This is a genomic window from Labrenzia sp. THAF35 (genome assembly GCF_009363595.1).
GTDB lineage: Bacteria > Pseudomonadota > Alphaproteobacteria > Rhizobiales > Stappiaceae > Roseibium > Roseibium algicola.
Genome location: NZ_CP045381.1, coordinates 345,723 through 361,705, shown reverse-complemented (window position 1 = coordinate 361,705; position 15,983 = coordinate 345,723). Strand labels below are relative to the sequence as shown.

Annotated in this window: 13 protein-coding genes; 5 read left to right on the top strand and 8 right to left on the bottom strand. The window is 58.6% G+C overall.

Features of this window, described 5'->3' with window-relative positions; translation table 11 throughout:
• Nucleotides 1-7: 7 nt before the first annotated feature.
• The 6 genes from FIU93_RS29980 to FIU93_RS29955 all read right to left on the bottom strand — a co-directional run bounded on the left by FIU93_RS29980 (nt 8) and on the right by FIU93_RS29955 (nt 8,006).
• A complete protein-coding gene (locus FIU93_RS29980; protein ID WP_152507963.1) occupies nt 8-961 on the bottom strand; it encodes a homocysteine S-methyltransferase family protein in 954 nt (317 codons plus the stop codon).
• 485 nt (nt 962-1,446) lie between these two features.
• Entirely contained in the window at nt 1,447-2,220 is a 774-nt protein-coding gene (locus FIU93_RS29975) for a prephenate dehydrogenase (protein ID WP_152507962.1), read from the bottom strand.
• A gap of 315 nt (nt 2,221-2,535) precedes the next feature.
• Entirely contained in the window at nt 2,536-3,468 is a 933-nt protein-coding gene (locus FIU93_RS29970) for a hypothetical protein (protein WP_152507961.1), read from the bottom strand.
• A gap of 119 nt (nt 3,469-3,587) precedes the next feature.
• A complete protein-coding gene (locus FIU93_RS29965) occupies nt 3,588-4,823 on the bottom strand; it encodes a serine hydrolase (protein ID WP_152507960.1) in 1,236 nt (411 codons plus the stop codon).
• An 81-nt stretch (nt 4,824-4,904) separates the two neighbouring features.
• Nucleotides 4,905-7,535: an AAA family ATPase gene (locus FIU93_RS29960; protein WP_152507959.1), complete on the bottom strand. Its 2,631-nt coding sequence runs from the start codon at nt 7,533-7,535 to the stop codon at nt 4,905-4,907.
• Nucleotides 7,536-7,736: 201 nt separating this feature from the next.
• Nucleotides 7,737-8,006, bottom strand: a complete 270-nt coding sequence (locus FIU93_RS29955) for a hypothetical protein (RefSeq protein WP_152507958.1) — start codon at nt 8,004-8,006, stop codon at nt 7,737-7,739.
• 523 nt (nt 8,007-8,529) lie between these two features.
• Here FIU93_RS29955 and hisD point away from each other — a divergent pair.
• Nucleotides 8,530-9,813, top strand: a complete 1,284-nt coding sequence (hisD, locus tag FIU93_RS29950; RefSeq protein ID WP_023001268.1) for a histidinol dehydrogenase — start codon at nt 8,530-8,532, stop codon at nt 9,811-9,813.
• Here hisD and FIU93_RS29945 read toward each other — a convergent pair.
• Entirely contained in the window at nt 9,804-11,183 is a 1,380-nt protein-coding gene (locus FIU93_RS29945) for an amidase (RefSeq protein WP_173017462.1), read from the bottom strand. The genes hisD and FIU93_RS29945 overlap by 10 nt on opposite strands.
• Nucleotides 11,176-11,316, bottom strand: a complete 141-nt coding sequence (locus tag FIU93_RS31530) for a hypothetical protein (protein ID WP_168693734.1) — start codon at nt 11,314-11,316, stop codon at nt 11,176-11,178. The genes FIU93_RS29945 and FIU93_RS31530 overlap by 8 nt, the downstream gene beginning before the upstream one ends.
• 207 nt (nt 11,317-11,523) lie before the next feature.
• On the opposite strand from FIU93_RS31530, the gene FIU93_RS29940 reads away from it, so the two are divergent.
• From FIU93_RS29940 to FIU93_RS29925, 4 genes are all read left to right on the top strand, one after another.
• Nucleotides 11,524-12,708, top strand: coding sequence for an ester cyclase (locus FIU93_RS29940; RefSeq protein WP_152507956.1), 1,185 nt, complete (start codon nt 11,524-11,526; stop codon nt 12,706-12,708).
• 64 nt (nt 12,709-12,772) lie between these two features.
• Complete coding sequence (locus FIU93_RS29935; protein WP_152507955.1) at nt 12,773-14,008, top strand: extracellular solute-binding protein; 1,236 nt, start codon at nt 12,773-12,775, stop codon at nt 14,006-14,008.
• A gap of 65 nt (nt 14,009-14,073) precedes the next feature.
• Complete coding sequence (locus FIU93_RS29930; RefSeq protein ID WP_152507954.1) at nt 14,074-15,105, top strand: sugar ABC transporter permease; 1,032 nt, start codon at nt 14,074-14,076, stop codon at nt 15,103-15,105.
• Nucleotides 15,105-15,983, top strand: a complete 879-nt coding sequence (locus tag FIU93_RS29925; RefSeq protein WP_152507953.1) for a carbohydrate ABC transporter permease — start codon at nt 15,105-15,107, stop codon at nt 15,981-15,983. The genes FIU93_RS29930 and FIU93_RS29925 overlap by 1 nt, the downstream gene beginning before the upstream one ends.

Here is a 15,983-nt window from a genome sequence, read left to right as displayed (position 1 = left end):
CCGTTCCTTACGCCCTGAGGGGCTGGTGGAGGCAGGTCTGCCCGATTGCGTCGACATGCCGGTGGTCGGTACCACAGCAGCCACCGAACACCCGCAGGTTCGGCAGAACCGACAGGAGGTTGGCATAGTCCCTGCCAAGTTCCTGCGGATTGCCGTCGTCCAGTTCTTCAGCTTCATCCAGCTCGGCGTGGCTCAACCGCGAAGCATTCGCGCGCAGACCCCGAATTCGCCGGGTCCAGTCCGTTCCTTCTTCCAGGACATGCCGGAAGTGATCCGGGTGGGCGCAATTGATCATGTAGTAGGCGGGCGGGCAGTCGGCATCGAGCTCGGCGATTGCGTCCTTTAGAAGTTGGCCTGTCGGCAGGTGCCCATCGGTCTCAACGGTGAAGGCAAGAGCCAACGGCACGTCCCGCTTCGCGCAGGCCCGCGCAATGCCCATGGCTTCGCCGGCATGCGTCATGGTGATCGCGCTGATCATATCGACCCCTGCCGCATCCAGTGTGGCGACCTGAATAGCGTGATAGTCCTCGGACTCGGCAGAGGACATCATGGTTTCGGGTGCGTAGCCATCTCCCCGAGGACCCATATTGCCGCTGATGACAAAGGGATGTTCACCTTCGAACTCGGCACGCAGTTCAAAAAGCATTGCAACCGCGTCCTGGTTTGCATGCTTCAATTCTTCGGCCGAATAGCCAAGACGGTCACCCCAGTCACGACTGGCGCGCCAGGTCGCGCTGTCGAGAATGAAGCCCGTGCCCTGCGCATTCGCGATACGGGCGTAGCGTTCGTAGTAACGGCGAAGGGCAGCGCGGCCTTCTGCTTCTTTCAAGGCATGAAAGGAAGCAAACAGTGGCAGGTCGATGCCATCATGAAAAATCAGAGTTGTTTCGAGACCACCATCGGTGAGCAGGCAGGCGTCACCAATCTGCGGCAGTTTATTACGGTACTTGTAAAGTTCCATCTTCGGTATTCTCTTGGCTCAAATGATTTGCGTACTGCGTTGCGTTTTTCCTTCCGCCGCAGAGCAACATTTATTTTGTTGATTTCAGTAATTTTGCCGCGCGATGCTTGGCTACCCAATCAAACGACGACCTGACCTTAGATAGCTGGCCAAGGAACTTTCACGTATGACGGCCGTCACACCGAATGAGGTGGACGTTCATCTTCGAGAACCTGACTTTTTGCGAAGGGGAATTGCCACGAGGGGACAATGGCCAAGAGAAGGCATTGAACCGATCAACGCATCTAACGCGTGACTTTCGGGGTATCGGCCAAAGACACAAGCAACCGGCAAGGGGGGTGCTGGCCGGAACTTGCGGAGGCTGAATAACGAGCCGGCGCTATTTCCAAAAGGCGCAGCCGGCTTGGTCTTGTCCGCAGTCAGGCGGGTTTGACTGACTGCGGCGTTGATTATCGAACGGAACGGAGCCCGTTAGAGGGCCCGGTTCATGACAGGGCAGCCGGGCCGGGCAAATGCGGCGCCGTGCGCAGTTCATCATCAAGCTCCGAGGCAAGGTCGAAGAAACGCCGGCGCACGCCCGAAGCGTAGGGGTTCAGCCCCTCGATCGCATCGAAAAGCTCCGGCGGATCGTGGCGAACCATTTCGATAGCCTCGTTGAGAAGGTCGAAGCTTCGGGTGGTGGTCATCCGGGGAAGCGGCCCCATCTTCACCAGCACCTTGGCAATCAAGTGGGTAAGGCCCTGGGACAGCGCGGCATCGCGATCATGTGCATCCGGTGTTGTTTCGAACACATCCAGCCCAAGGGCCACCTTGAGAAAGGCGGCAACACGTTTGTAGCTTCGGCCTTTCAAAGGGCACAGCGCGATTTTCAGTCCCTGCAATCCGTTGCGAGCGCTTTGCGGTCCGAAAAGCGGATGGGTCGCAAGGATTTCGACATGTGGTGGCAGCAACTCCAGCATCAGACGAGCGGGCTCGACCTTTACCGAACCGACATCCAGCACCAGCGTATTCGGCCTCAGATGCGGCGCTATTGCACGCAGTGTTTCTTCCATGCAAGCCACCGGAACTGCGACCACCACGATCCGGCAGGCGGCGACCTCGGCAAGGTCCGCACTGCCATCATAACGCGGATCATGGATCAGCAGTTCGACATGAGAAGAAAGATGCTCGGCGATCAATCGCCCGAACGCCCCGTAACCGATAAGGCCCAGGGTGAGAGAGCGATGTGGTTTACATATTGCAGCTTGGAAAACAGTCATGGCTTAACTCGGCGAATTGGCTGCAAGGCCAAGAGCTGTATACCGAGTCACAACCGCTGGCGATGCAGCGGTAAACAGACAGCAAAGTCCCTCCGCTAACTTGGCGGATAATAATAGTTCGCAGTGTTGTGCAGGACGTTGCTCATGTTCTTGAGCTAGCAAGCCCGGTGGGACAAGTCAATGCGGCGCGATCATCTCAAAATGGCAACTTGTGTTGACCGTACAGGTAAGTGGCCGATAAAATGACATTTCAAACGACCGTTTCCAGCGCGCCACCCAACGCAGCCGGCCCAGCGAAGCTGAATTCAGCGACCCTTAGTCGAAGTAGTTTACCCAACCGATAACCTTGCCGCTGCCGTCCTTGATTTCGTCATTGAAACGTATGCCATGGAGGGATCCAACGTTTGGCGAGACGGATCGAGGAAACCTGTTCTCAACGACATTTTTCACCTGGGCGCCAAACGAATGCCAGGCCAAGTCACCAAAATTTTTCGGTTTTGCCATCTTGGCACCACTCGCCCCACCTACGACCGATTGCATAAGCTCGTACGTTTGTTTGGCTTCTTCAGCCAGAGCCCTTTTCGCAGCACTGCGCGCCAGCGAGAGGCACACGCCGTTCTTTAATGTTTTTTCGAAAATGATGACGTTCAGGCCGAAATTCATCAACGCAATACCCTTAACGCCGGCGTCGTTCCCTAGGTATGTGATCCAATTGACCTCAAGCTTGTGGTCTTGCCTGATCGTATTGTAATCGAGCGGCTGTTCGGTCCAGTAGTGGATCGAACCGTTTTCGGACACATTGTGGAATTTACAGTGGCTCCTCGGATCATTTGTTTTCCAGACGATAAAAAGCCGTGCCCGGTCACCATCCATCTTGTTACTGACAAAAGCCGCTACCTCACGTTTGTGTTTCGGTGGTCGTGACGCCCAGGCCTTGATGTCGGAACTGATGAAACCAATGCCATCGATGTTCGATTTTTCGTAAGGTCGCCACGAAGTCCTGTCGGAATTGTCACCGGATTTCGGGGCGACGGGACCATATTCCCTGGCAAACAGGTCATAATAGCTCAGCCATTCCTTTGACAGTTCATCGTAGTTGTTCATGCCTTTTTTGATCCCCGAACCGCGCAACTCGGGATGGTGCCAGTAGAAAACCAGGTCAGCGAGATTGGAAGGATCTTTGATCCCTTTTGAAATCGCTTGTGAGATGGTGGCAATTATCGCACTGGGAAAGTCGAATAGATTCATTGTCTTTCCTGTTCAATTATCTATTTAGTTATACTACCTAGAATTTTTCAATACTTGAATTTATACAAATGTAGATCTTTTATACTTATTCATATAAAGCATAGTTGAGCTAATAGTTCTTACGACGGCCCACGCGCTGCGTTGTAGCCATCGATCAGCGCCTTCCTCAGTCCCACGCCTTCATTTGCCGGGCGGGAGTTCGCGATTGCTGCCGCGACAAAGCCATTCGGAAAGACAACCACCTCAGCAGTCGCCTGTCCGCCCCAACGGCTTCCGTTGTGGGATACGGCCCGCCCATCGTTGGTTCTTGGACGGCTTGCAAAAACGAGCCGGTCATCATCTGCGGAAAACATCAGCTCGTGATTGTCGTTGACGACTTCGCGCGTCGAAACGATGCGATGAACGACCTTCGAGAGGGCTCTCGTTGACAGAAACCAGCCTCCGATAGCACACGGCTTGCCGACTTCGGTGCGATCCGTACCGGCCTCATCCATCGGTCCGTTGTAATAGAGGGCGCCTCGCGCCGGATCGGAGAACGTATTGCAGCCGCCCGTCACACCAACCGGCTCGAACAGGGTCTTTTCAACGATATCCCGGTACCGATTGTACGCATGAACCTGAAGATAGCTGTCATATGTTATCTCGCCGGGGGCAAACCCGTCCTCGATCTGCGTCCATTTTGCCGGCACAAGAGAAGCGGCACTGACATTCCAGAGCGCAAAGGACGTATTCGCGTAACAACGTTTCGTCACGGGTTCAGGCACGCAGGCACTCGCGCCTGTTGCGATGTTCTGCGCTCTGACGATGTAGGTTTCAGCACCAAGCTGATAGCGTTCCTGCAACGTGAACGCATGATCCCAGATTGTTTTTCCGGACTTGGCGAACCCCGCGCGATGCTGCAGGAGATTCCGAAGCGTAACGGGTTGCAGGGAGGTGTCTAGCTCGCCCTGCCAACGTCTGGGAAGGTAATCCTGAAACCGGTCGTCTAGCGAAACGCTTTGGAGTGTCTCGGCTCGGTTAATAACCGTTGCCGCCGTCAGAACTTTCGAGACAGAGCCAATCGCGGCCTCGGTGCGGCCGTTGAAGCGCTGCTCGCCACCACTCTCGCAAGGAGTGCGGGCGTAGCCGTGGTTGACCTGGGCAATGATGCGACCGTTTTCGCCGCGCAACGTGACCGCGTACCCCATGTACCGGTCCCCAATCGCTTGAGCGACCAACGCTGCGAACGTCGCGGTATCAAAGTCCGGTTTTTCCTGAACTTCGGTAAAAGAGGGTCTCTCCGCCGGAAGATCACAAGCACTGGCGGCAATCGGCAGGCCCATCGCGATAAGGGATACTAAAAAAGGTTTGAACATGACACGAAATCCGTTTCCTGAGACGCGTTAGCTCACGGAAACACTACGGCCGATGGCCAAACGGATCATGGGTGGGTGCACCTAATTTTCGTGCGACGAATACTCAATTTCCACGTCGGTCTCGTCTTCCGCCACAACGATCCAGGGTTCGCTCTGTGAACGCAAAAGGACCTCCACCCTGTCCTTTGCCTGCAGCTTGGAGAGGATCGATGAAACATGGTTTTCAATGGTTCTGCGAGACCGGCTCAGCGTTTCGGCAATTGCCGCATTGCTGTTTCCCTCGACAAGAAGTCGGAGCACTGTCTGCTCCTTTGCGGTGAGACCGTAAGGATGGTTGCGCGAACTCTTGTAAGGTCCGCGCTGCAGCGGCGGAAGGCCGGATCCCCCTTCACGAGAGCGCAACCAGCGACGGGCCGCCATCGCCCCCATGGACCGGAACAATTCATCGGCCTCCTGAAGCCGTTCAGCCTTCCCGGTGGCGGCAAACGACCAGGCTGCCAGATAATCCGAACTTTCCATCTGAAACGCCAATCCGGCTTCTTCGGCCTTCCCTTCGAGAAGCAGGCGAACAGGCTCCGGAAGAACAGGGGCGGAAGTGGACTTCAGCGGCAATTCCGCAATCCGGGCCCAGAACATCGCTTCGCCCAGCTTTCTCGGGCTCAGGAGCCTGGGATCGAGGCTGCAGAGCCAGTCCCAGGCCTGCGCTGCGGTTTCTGAAGTCCCAGCTAGCACGGACTGCTCGATTTCCGCGATCTTCAGAACCGTCAGGTACTGGGGTTCGCCGATCTTTTCCGCTGAAACGAGTGCCTGCTGCAAAGCCTCTCCGGCGGCCGCATCACCGAGGCGCAGAAGGGAACGGGCGAGGACGATCTGCGCGGGCATCCGCATGAGCAGGGTCTGGTTTTCCTGTCCCAGGACCCCGCGTGCAATCGTGACTGCCTCGTCAAAACGTCCCTGTTCCAGCCGAAGCTGTGCCTTTCGACCAATCAGGTAATAGGTCCAGGCGTCGAGATCGTGAGCACTGTCAAAACGGATCCCGGCATCGATCAGATCTTCAGCCCGGTCGAGGGCACGCATTTCTATGAGGCATTCGGAGAGATTTGTATAAACCCGCGCTGCCTGCTCATCGAACCCGTTTTCCAGCGAGATCCGCAGGCTCTCACGTAACAGCGTCTCCCCTTCCGGATCCCCTCGGAACAGCATGGCTGAACCGACCGTGTTAAGTGCATGCGTGCAGGTTTCAACGTCTTCGACAGCCTGCGCAAAGGTCAAGGCCCGACGCCCCCACGTCACCGCCTCACTCATCTCGTCTTGAAGCATATGATACTGGGCGCGAAGGGCGTATGCCTTCGCCTTCGCCCATTCGGTGGCCGAGGCGTTGTTTTCCAGGACTTCGATTGCTTCCTCGATGTACCTCTTGGCTTCCTCGGCTTCTCCCCTGTACCAGTGGAGCCGGGACAACCATCTCAGGTTTTCTCCCACCCGGTTTTCATTTCCGGCCTTGCGCCAGAGCTCCACCGCCTTGCGGCGGCTGGAAATGACGTCTGCGTCGATGCCAAGCGACAGGCCTGCCTCATAGGCCCAACGTTCGCAGATTTCGGCGGCCTGCTCGAGGTCCAGGCTGTCCGCCAGCGGCAAGACATGTTCAAGAAAGCGGGCGGCCTCGCGATGGGCTCCGAGACTTGCCGCATTGTCTGCGGCAAGCGGTGCATACCGCAGCAATAGCTGCTCATGTTCGGCTCCGCGGGCGTGATGCACGATCATGTCGAGAGGCTGCGCTCCGTCTTCCCGGTTGCAAAGATGATCCAGGAAGCACCTGTGCGCTTCGACCCGCCTTGGATGACTGAGCCTATCGTAGATGGCAATCCGCGCAATCTCATGACGAAAGGAGAGCCTTCCGCCGCTTTCAATCAGCAGACCTTTCTCGATAGCCTGCGTCAGGGTGCCGTAGCCATCGGGCAGTGGCAAAGCCAGGAGAATGCCTGACGGAATTGCACCGGGCCAGCAAGACACATATTCCAGTAGCCGCACGACGTCCTGCGGCAATCCTGCAAGACGCGCATCGACAGCATCCCCGATGGTCTGGGGAACCTTGCTGCCGTCTGCAGACTGAGCCAACAATTCGGTCAGGAAGAAGGGATTACCGCCCGTGATGTCCAGGAGACGGTCGGGAGCCAGGCGGGTTGACCCAACAAGCGTCTGCACCGCGTCCAGAGACAAAGGAGCGAGATTTATCTGCTTCTTTCGGGCCGGTACGATTTCGCCCATGGCTGAGCGAAGCGGATGGTAACCCGCCAACTGGTCATCACGATAACTGCAAACCAGCAGCAACGGCAGCATCGCGATCCTGCGACCAATGAACTTCAACCAGTCCAGTGTGCGATCGTCCGCCCAGTGCAGGTCCTCGATCACCAATACCACCGGTTCTCGCAAAGACGACAAATGCTCCACCAGGCCGCCAAAAAGCATGGCTTCCTCATCGCGGATCTGCGTCGATCCGGAAAGACCTGCTGCAATATCTCGTATCGGCCCGAGCGGGCGCGGCGTGATCAAAGGATCGCAAAGACCGATGACCTTCCTGGTTTCGGGCCCGAGGCTGCTCAGGAAATCCGCAATCAGAGACGACTTTCCTATCCCGGCTTCCCCGGCAACGAATACGATCCGTCCACCCGACCTGGAAATGGAAAGGCGAACCTCATCCAATATTTGCAATTGCTCTTCGCGTTCAAGTAGCAACAAACCAACCAAAAAAAGACGGTTTCGGACCTGGAAACAAATCTATGGAAGAGTGGACGCTACGGCAATTCTCAATAACTGGTTGTGACGCTCTTTCTTGATTTACCGATCGAAACGCCTTCGAAAGGGGCGATTTGCACAGCGTTTCACCAATGCGACCTTCGCAGGAAAATGTTTTCAATCGGAAGAAGCCAGGTTTGCGACGTCCGGCAAATGATTCAGGCAGCGCGCGTCAAAGCCTTCATCGTCGTGCTGATAAAACCGGACGGTCAACCGGCCACCTGCCAGACGGCAGGCCTCGTTCAATGCCTGAAGAGTCGCAACCTTGCAGGCGTCCGGATTGCTGAACTGGACCACAAGTCCGTCAGTCCCCTCGACGGCCCGAGCGAGGTCGGCCGCAACAAGCGCGTCGGGGTCGGTTATCCGGCCGCCATCAACCTGAAACATTCTGAAGCCCTGTGGAATTCTGTCCGGTTTTCGAACAGATTCTGATGGTTGCGATTACTAACCGAAGAGACAGCCAAGTTGTAGCCACCGGCCGTGGTTTTGCGTTTCAGACGTCATCGATCAGAAAAGCGACACGGACAGCCCTCCGCATATCCTGCCAATGGCCCTCCCATCGTCACCTGCGCACAAAACGCGCAACTCGCAACGAGCGTTTTCAGCCTGAAATGCATTCGTATGCAAATTTGCTTGCAATGGATGCTTGGCGGCAGTATTGCAAACGTATGCAGTTGGGAGAGGGCGCGTATCGGCACCGTTGTTCGATCCACGATCGACAAGAGGAATTCCCCGGTCACGATGCGCCAACTCTCACTACCGAGACGCGCTCGCAGCGCTCTACCGGACCGGCTGCCGGGAAACACCGATCACGCTCCCGATCCGGATGTTTCCTGTGATGTTTCAGCTTTTGGCCACGATCTGCGTGGTGTGGCCGGCCTATTGCGCCGCAGGGACCTGAGAGAGACAAATGACGAGACTACCCATCCCGGACACCATCCGTTTTGTGAAATCCCCGGCACGCGATGCGGTTGCCGACAATGCCAGCGTCGAAACACTGGTCGCAGAAGTGCTCAAGCGGGTTGCCGCAGAAGGTGATGCTGCCGTCCGTGACTATTCTGAGAAATTCGACAAGGCGGCGCTCGACCGGTTCGAAGTCACCGCTGAAGAACGTGAGGCAGCAGTCGAAAGGCTGGACCCGCAGACACGCGAAGACACCGAGTTCGCAATCTCCAACGTGCGCATGTTCGCCAGGGCCCAGTTCGGAACCCTGCAGGATCTGGAAGTCGAGATCCGGCCAGGTGTTCACCTCGGGCACCGCAACATTCCGCTCGACCGGGTCGGTTGCTACGTCCCTGGTGGACGCTATCCGCTCCTGTCCGCGCCGATCATGTCGATCGTCCCGGCGAAGGTGGCCGGCGTCGGCGAAATCATCGCCTGCCTTCCACCGAACGCCCATGAAGCGATGATTGCGGGCTGCCACCTTTCCGGCGCCGACCGGATTTTCCGGATCGGTGGGGCGCAGGCAATCGCTGCGATGGCGCTCGGCACGCAGTCCGTTCCACCTGTCGACAAGATTGTCGGCCCAGGCAACGCCTTCGTCAATGAAGCCAAGCGTCAGGTTTTCGGCCCTGTCGGGATCGACCAGCTCGCCGGTCCATCGGAAATCTTCATACTCGCCGATCACACCGGCGACGCTGAGATGATCGCCACCGATCTTCTGGCACAGGCCGAGCACGACACCAGAACCCGGGTGGGCCTCATCACGACAAACGCGGACCTTGCGGAAGCGGTCCTGAGAGAAGTGGACGTTCAGCTGAAGAGCCTGTCGACGGCAGCCACCGCCGGCCAGGCCTGGAAAGACTACGGCGAGATTTCCGTCTGCCCGGACGAGGCGACAATGATCGCCTATTCGGACATCGTCGCCGCCGAACACCTGCAGGTGCACACCGAGGATGCCAAGACCTTCGCCAGGAAGCTGAAGCACTACGGTTCGCTCTTCATCGGTCCGAACGCCAGCGTCGTCTATTCCGACAAGTGCTGCGGCACCAACCACACGCTGCCGACCATGGGCGCCGGACGTTACACTGGCGGGCTTTGGGTAGGGTCATACATCAAGACCGTAACCCATCAGTGGATGGACGAGGACGGCATCCGTGAGGTCGCGCCGCCGGCAGTCCGCCAGTCCGCCTCAGAAGGGCTTGAAGGCCACCGCCGCGCGGCGCAGCTGCGCCTCGACCGACTTCAGGGATAATCCAGCGATACCGGCTCGGCCCCGATCGCGGGCCGGGCCGAATGGTTGCTGGATTGTTCGAGATGGTAGGCGAGCCGGCAAAGCAACGCTTCCTGGCCGAAAGCGCCGACAAGCTGGCAGCCGAGCGGCATGCCGTTCGCGCCGAACCCGCAGGGAAGCGAAATCGCCGGATGCCCTGACATGTTGAACGGCATGGTGCGCATTGCCGTCCAGACCGCGCCGTCGGCAAAGGCGGTGAACTTCGGTGCGGTGCCGAGCGTGGTCGGTAGGAGAAGTGCGCTGTGCTGCGCCAGCAATACGTCAACCTCCTGCCTGAAACGATGCGCAACACCACGGGCATGCACGACGTCCTGTGCGTCCAGAACAGCTCCTGTCAGAAGGTTCCGGCGCGCGTCCTTTCCATAGGCATCGAACCGGTTGCGCAGACCCACCAAATGGTTCTGAAGCGCCTCCGCCTGCAGGATGACAGTGGCCGCGTCCTCGAGCCTTTGATAGGGCGGCAGCGTCACCAGCTCTATTCTGGCACCGAGCAAGGAAAGGAGCGCGGCGGTGTCGTCCATGGCTTGGACAAGGTCGGGATCCGCCGCAGGATCATCAACGAACCAGTCCCGGGCGTAGGCAATGCGAAGTCCCGTAAGCTCCTGTCCGATGTCAGCTGCAGCACGGCTCGCAGGGGCGAGCGCCTCCAGAATGACGGCAGCGTCTTCGACGCAGGCGGCAAGGGGGCCAACGACATCAAGGCTTTGCGACAACGGAAAACACCCGGATGCTGAAACCAGGCCCGTGGTCGGCTTCAACCCAACCACACCGCAATAGGCCGCAGGTGCACGGATCGACCCGCCGGTGTCCGTCCCGAGCGCAACGCGCATAAGCCCGGCCGAAACGGCCGCGGCGGAGCCCGACGAGGAGCCGCCGGTGATCGCGCTGGTGTCCCAGGGATTGCAGGCCGGCGGGTTGGGCTGGTCGAAGGCGGGGCCAGTCAGCGCATATTCATAGGTTGCGAGCTTGGCCAGCGGCACCATGCCGGCCTGCCTGAGCGCCGCGACGCTGGCAGCATCAATGTGCCCGGCCTGACCGGGAGCGTGCGGATGGGCATGCGACCCGCAGCGTGTCGGCTGGCCATGCACATCAATGATGTCCTTCACGCCGAAGCAGAGCCCGGCCAACGGCGGCCGGTCGTCCGGCAGAACATTGTCCCAGCGAGACGCCTCGGCAACAGCATCCGGCGACAGATGCACAACTGAACGAATGGCACCGTCCCGCCGTTCGATGCGGGCAACCAGAGCCGACGCGATCTCGCACGCCGACACCTGGCCGGTCACGATCAACTCCTGTTGACGGCGCAAGGGGCTGTCCAGAACATCATCCATCGTCGCGGTCATCCTTCAGGGCCCGCGCCTGTTCGGCCAGGCGCTGCGCCTGTGCAACGGACGCTTTCAGATCCGCTTCGGGAACAGCCAGCCCCAGATCCGCGAGGCGCTTCTTGTATTCGGCCAGGGTCATCGGCCGCTCTCCTGTCGTCGTCTTCCGGTCGTTCCGGTGCGGCAAGCGCACGTCCTCCGGGAGTGATTTTCAACCATGATAATTTCATTTTGCATAGGTATGCAGATTTTTATTGATCGGACTGAACATGTTTGGCAATATCAAAATGCAAGCGTATGCAAAATTCTGCAAGATGCGCGAAACAGCTTCGCTAAAAGGTACGATGAAATGGGAACGCAGGAAGTCTCCACCCCAAAGGCAAAGGACGTGAAATCCGCTCCACGCGTGAACGACGCGCCGCACAACGGCAATGTCATGCAAGTCGAGCGCGCCGATTTCACCGACCTGGTCCCGGAGGGGCGCGCCCCGGTTCAGGGCATGGAGGGTTTCGACCCCTGTTATTCCGATATCGTCGACTATATTGTCCGCTGCACGCACAAGATCTGGGATGAGCGCGACGTAGGCCTCATCTATTCGCACTACACGCATAACATCGTCCTCTACCTGCCGATGGGCACGATCTACAATCGTGAGGACGTGGTGCGCGACACCATCCAGAGGCTCGTCTCCCTGCCCGAACGCCGCGGCATGGCAACCCATGTCATCTGGAACGGCGACGACAAGGACGGCTATTACACTTCTCACCTGGTAACCGGCTCTGGGCGCTATACGCAGAACGGCCATTACGGTCCGGCCAACGGCCGCTCCTTCGTGTCCCGCACGGTCGCCGACTGCATGATCCATCGCAACAAGATCTACCGCGAATGGGTGGTTTCCGACCAGATGGCGGTCGTTCGCCAACTCGGCCTCGACGTTGACGCTTATGCAGGCAAGATCGCCGAAACGAAACTGAGCCAGGGCCTCACGCAACTCGACATCGGCGAGGTCGGCCTGCTTCAAGGCCAGTATCCACCGGCGGAAAAGGCCGACCTGGACATCGCCAACACAGATCTGGAACGCGAAACGCTTCAGTTCCTGCATGACATCTTCAATCGCAAGATGTTCGGCCGCATCCGCGAACTCTATGCACCGACCGCCATGTACCATGGGCCGCTGATGAAAGAGCTCTACGGCACCGCGTCGGTCTCTCATCAGACGCTCGGCCTCGTGGGCAGCATGCCGGATGCGGTCTACGCTCCGCAGCACATCTGTTCCACGCCCTGCGTCGAAGGCGGCACGAAAGTCGCCGTTCGCTGGATACTCGAGGGTCATCACCTCGGCTACGGCATTCTGGAAAGCCTTGGAGCGCCGACCGGCAAGCATCTGCGTCTGATGGGCATGTCGCACTATCACTACAAGGACGGCAAGATCGTCGACGAATGGACGGTCTATGACGAACTGTCCCTGCTGGTTCAGATCAAGCTCGCGCAGCTTGCTGACAAGGCTTCCGCGGTGGAGGCCGCCGAAGCCTGAAAAAACGTCAAGAACAAAGAGAAATAGCCCGGGTCAATCGGGCATTCTTCCAATGGAGAATGAGATGAGCAAATTGAAGCTAGCCGTGAGTGCGCTTGCACTCGTTCTCGGGGCCGGCACGGCACACGCCGGGTGCGGCATCGAGGGTGGCAACGTCAAGATCCTTGCAAACGACTTCGATGCCCTCGGAACCGTTATCAAGGAAGCGGAAGCCTGCGCGGGAGACGGCGTCACCGTGGAAGCCAACATGACGACCGAGCACAAGGCACTTCAGGTGCCCGCGCTCACGGTCAACCCGGCGCAATACACGGTGGCGATGGTTGCCAACAACTCCATCGTTCCGCTCATGAACGACGGCCTCATCCGCCCGCTGGACGAGCTGGTCGAGAAATACGGCCAGCAGCTTCAGCCAACGCAGCTCATCAAGGTCGATGGAAAGGTCATGGCAATCGCCTTCATGGCCAACGGCCAGAACCTCTACATTCGCGGCGACATCCTGAAGGAAGCCGGCCTCGAACAGCCCACGTCGCTTGAAGAGGTCATCGAGGCTGCCAAGGTGATCCGGGAGAAGGGCATTCTGGAATACCCACTGGCCGCAGCAGACCAGGCCGGATGGTATCTCGGCAACGAGTTCGTCAACACCTACCTGGGCCTTGGCGGCACCTTCTTCGAACCGGGCAGCGCAGAGCCGGCCATAAGCGGCGAGGAGGGTCTGAAGACCCTGGCGCTGATGAAGGAACTTTCCGAATACATGGAACCCGAGTTCCTGACCTTCACGTCCGACGAAATCAAGGCGATGTACCTTTCGGGTGAAGTCGCGATCATCAACCAGTGGGCCTCCATGGTGAACGGTCACATCGACCCCAACGGCCCGGCACCGGAAATCGGGGAAGCCACCATTCTCGCACCGGCTCCGACCGTCGGTGGCGGCACCACACCGGCCGCAGCGCTCTGGTGGGACGGCTTCACCATCGCCAAGAACATCTCCGACGAAGATGCCGCAGCCTCCTTCCAGGCGATGATGCACGGTATCCGGCCTCAGGTTGCCCAGGACAATCCGTCCGCAGCTGCCTGGCTGATTGCGGATTTCTCTCCTCCCGCCTCGGCAAAAGCGATCCTCGAAAACGCGAAGCTCGGGGCGAAAGCCTACCCGATGTCACCCTACATGGGGCTACTGCATACGGCACTCGGTGCGGAGCTTTCAGATTTCCTTCAGGGGCGCGAAAGTGCCGAACAGGCGTTGAACGACGTGGAAGCAGCCTATCGTGCCGCGGCCAAGGAAGCCGGCTTCCTCAACTGATACTGCCCTTTGCCACACCCCTGTCATGTCGATGACAGGGGTGTATCCTTTTCGGGGGAGACTTTATGCGCCACCGTGATTTTGCAGCGTTCATATGGCCATCGGCACTCGCCATGCTCTTGTTCATTGCGTTGCCGATCGTGTCCGTTTTCGTGCAGTCCATGTTCGTCGAGCATGAACAGGTTCTCGTGACCGTGGAAAACTGCGGCCCGTTCGGCTGCACCGACGAAACCAAGGTCGACACCGAGGCAACCCGGGCCCTGCGCGAAGAAGAGCCACTCGGACGCTTCAACGCCTTTGGCACCTATCTCAATCGGTCCCACCTGGCGGTTGAAGAGATCGCCGAGATACTTGAAAGCAGCAACGGTTTTCTCGATGTCGTTACCAGGATCTACAATCTGCCCTTTTACAAGGCGCTGTCCTTCACCCTGGTCTATACCTTCCTGGTGACACCGCTTGCCATGATTGCCGGCTTTGCCGTCGCTCTCGGCGTCAACAGTGTGCCCAGGCTGTTTCGCGGGCCGATCATCTTCCTGTCGCTGCTGCCCTACATCGTGACGCCCCTTCTGGGCTCCCTCATCCTGTTCTGGATGATCAACTCCGACGGCATCATCGGGGCGACGCTACAGTGGCTGTTCAACGATCCGGAACTGTCGCTGAAGGCCAGCCCCGTGCTGTCGTGGCTCACGCTCATCACCTACGGAACGTGGCATATGGCACCCTTCGCCTTCGTGGTCTTCTATGCCGGTCTGCAGACCCTGCCGATGGACACGCTGGAATCCGCCATGATCGACGGCGCCAACCGCTGGGAACGCATCCGATACGTGGTGATGCCACACCTGACGCCGCTGGCGACCTTCGTCGGTCTTGTCTTGCTGATGGATAATTTCCGCGTGTTCGAACCGATCATCGGCTTCTCGTCGGAGGCCAACGCAACCTCGCTCTCCTGGCTGATCTACAACGACCTGACGGGACAGGTGAACCAGCTTTTCGGCTCGGCCGCAGCCACCTCGATCCTGACCATGATCGGCGTGATCATCCTGCTCAGCCCTGTGCTCGTGCGGACCTGGCGCGACTTCAAGAGAAAGGCCCGGTGATGACCAGATCCATCGGCTATTCCCGCCCGCTCGCCATCTTCACCGGGGTCATCCTGGTTGTGTGGCTGATCGTTACGGCCTTCCCCTTCATCTGGACCGTGTGGGGCTCGTTCAAGGTCCAGGCTGACTTCTTCAGCCGGGTCTCCTTCTGGAACGCCATCACGGGGCCTGCGACCGTGCGCCAGACAGGCGAGGCGCTGACACTCGACGGGTATCGTGGCGCCTGGATCGAGCGGGAGTTCTACCACTCGGTCTGGAACACCACGATCGTCACCATCTGCGTGACCTCCATCTCGCTCTTGTTCGGAACACTCGGCGGCTATGCGCTATCCCGCTCAAGCCGCAACTACACCTTCTGGATCCTGATCGCCGCGCTGGTCTTTCGGGCCATGCCGCACATCACGCTGGTTTCCGGCTTCCTGCTGCCGTTCTTCCAGCTCAACATCTGGGGCTATCTGCCGACCGCGATCATCGTCCTGGTGGCCATCAACCAGCCCTTCACGATCTGGATGCTGCACAGCTTCTTCAAGTCGATTCCGAAAGATCTGGACGAAAGCGCGATGGTTGACGGTTGCACCCGCTTCCAGGCGTTCCGGCTGGCGATCATGCCGGTGATGTGGCCGGGCGTAATCACCACCGGCCTGTTCAGTTTCCTTCTGGCCTACAACGATTTCTCGGTGACCGCGCTGCTGCTGTCCCAGGAAAACCAGACCATGGTTCCGAAGATCAATTCGTTCCTTGGAACCATCCAGACCGAAGGCACCATCATGTATGCGGTTGCCGCGACCGTGAGCGCCACCGTACCGCTATTCATCCTCGTGATGTTCTTCCAACGCCAGATTGTCAGCGGTCTGACCGCAGGCGCCGTCAAGGGATAG

Coding starts and splice junctions, on each gene's coding strand:
- FIU93_RS29980 (WP_152507963.1), bottom strand. CDS start 961: ATGGAACTTTACAAGTACCGTAATAAACTGCCGCAGATTGGTGACGCC.
- FIU93_RS29975 (WP_152507962.1), bottom strand. CDS start 2,220: ATGACTGTTTTCCAAGCTGCAATATGTAAACCACATCGCTCTCTCACC.
- FIU93_RS29970 (WP_152507961.1), bottom strand. CDS start 3,468: ATGAATCTATTCGACTTTCCCAGTGCGATAATTGCCACCATCTCACAA.
- FIU93_RS29965 (WP_152507960.1), bottom strand. CDS start 4,823: ATGTTCAAACCTTTTTTAGTATCCCTTATCGCGATGGGCCTGCCGATT.
- FIU93_RS29955 (WP_152507958.1), bottom strand. CDS start 8,006: ATGTTTCAGGTTGATGGCGGCCGGATAACCGACCCCGACGCGCTTGTT.
- hisD (WP_023001268.1), top strand. CDS start 8,530: ATGACGAGACTACCCATCCCGGACACCATCCGTTTTGTGAAATCCCCG.
- FIU93_RS29945 (WP_173017462.1), bottom strand. CDS start 11,183: ATGGATGATGTTCTGGACAGCCCCTTGCGCCGTCAACAGGAGTTGATC.
- FIU93_RS31530 (WP_168693734.1), bottom strand. CDS start 11,316: ATGACCCTGGCCGAATACAAGAAGCGCCTCGCGGATCTGGGGCTGGCT.
- FIU93_RS29940 (WP_152507956.1), top strand. CDS start 11,524: ATGGGAACGCAGGAAGTCTCCACCCCAAAGGCAAAGGACGTGAAATCC.
- FIU93_RS29935 (WP_152507955.1), top strand. CDS start 12,773: ATGAGCAAATTGAAGCTAGCCGTGAGTGCGCTTGCACTCGTTCTCGGG.
- FIU93_RS29930 (WP_152507954.1), top strand. CDS start 14,074: ATGCGCCACCGTGATTTTGCAGCGTTCATATGGCCATCGGCACTCGCC.
- FIU93_RS29925 (WP_152507953.1), top strand. CDS start 15,105: ATGACCAGATCCATCGGCTATTCCCGCCCGCTCGCCATCTTCACCGGG.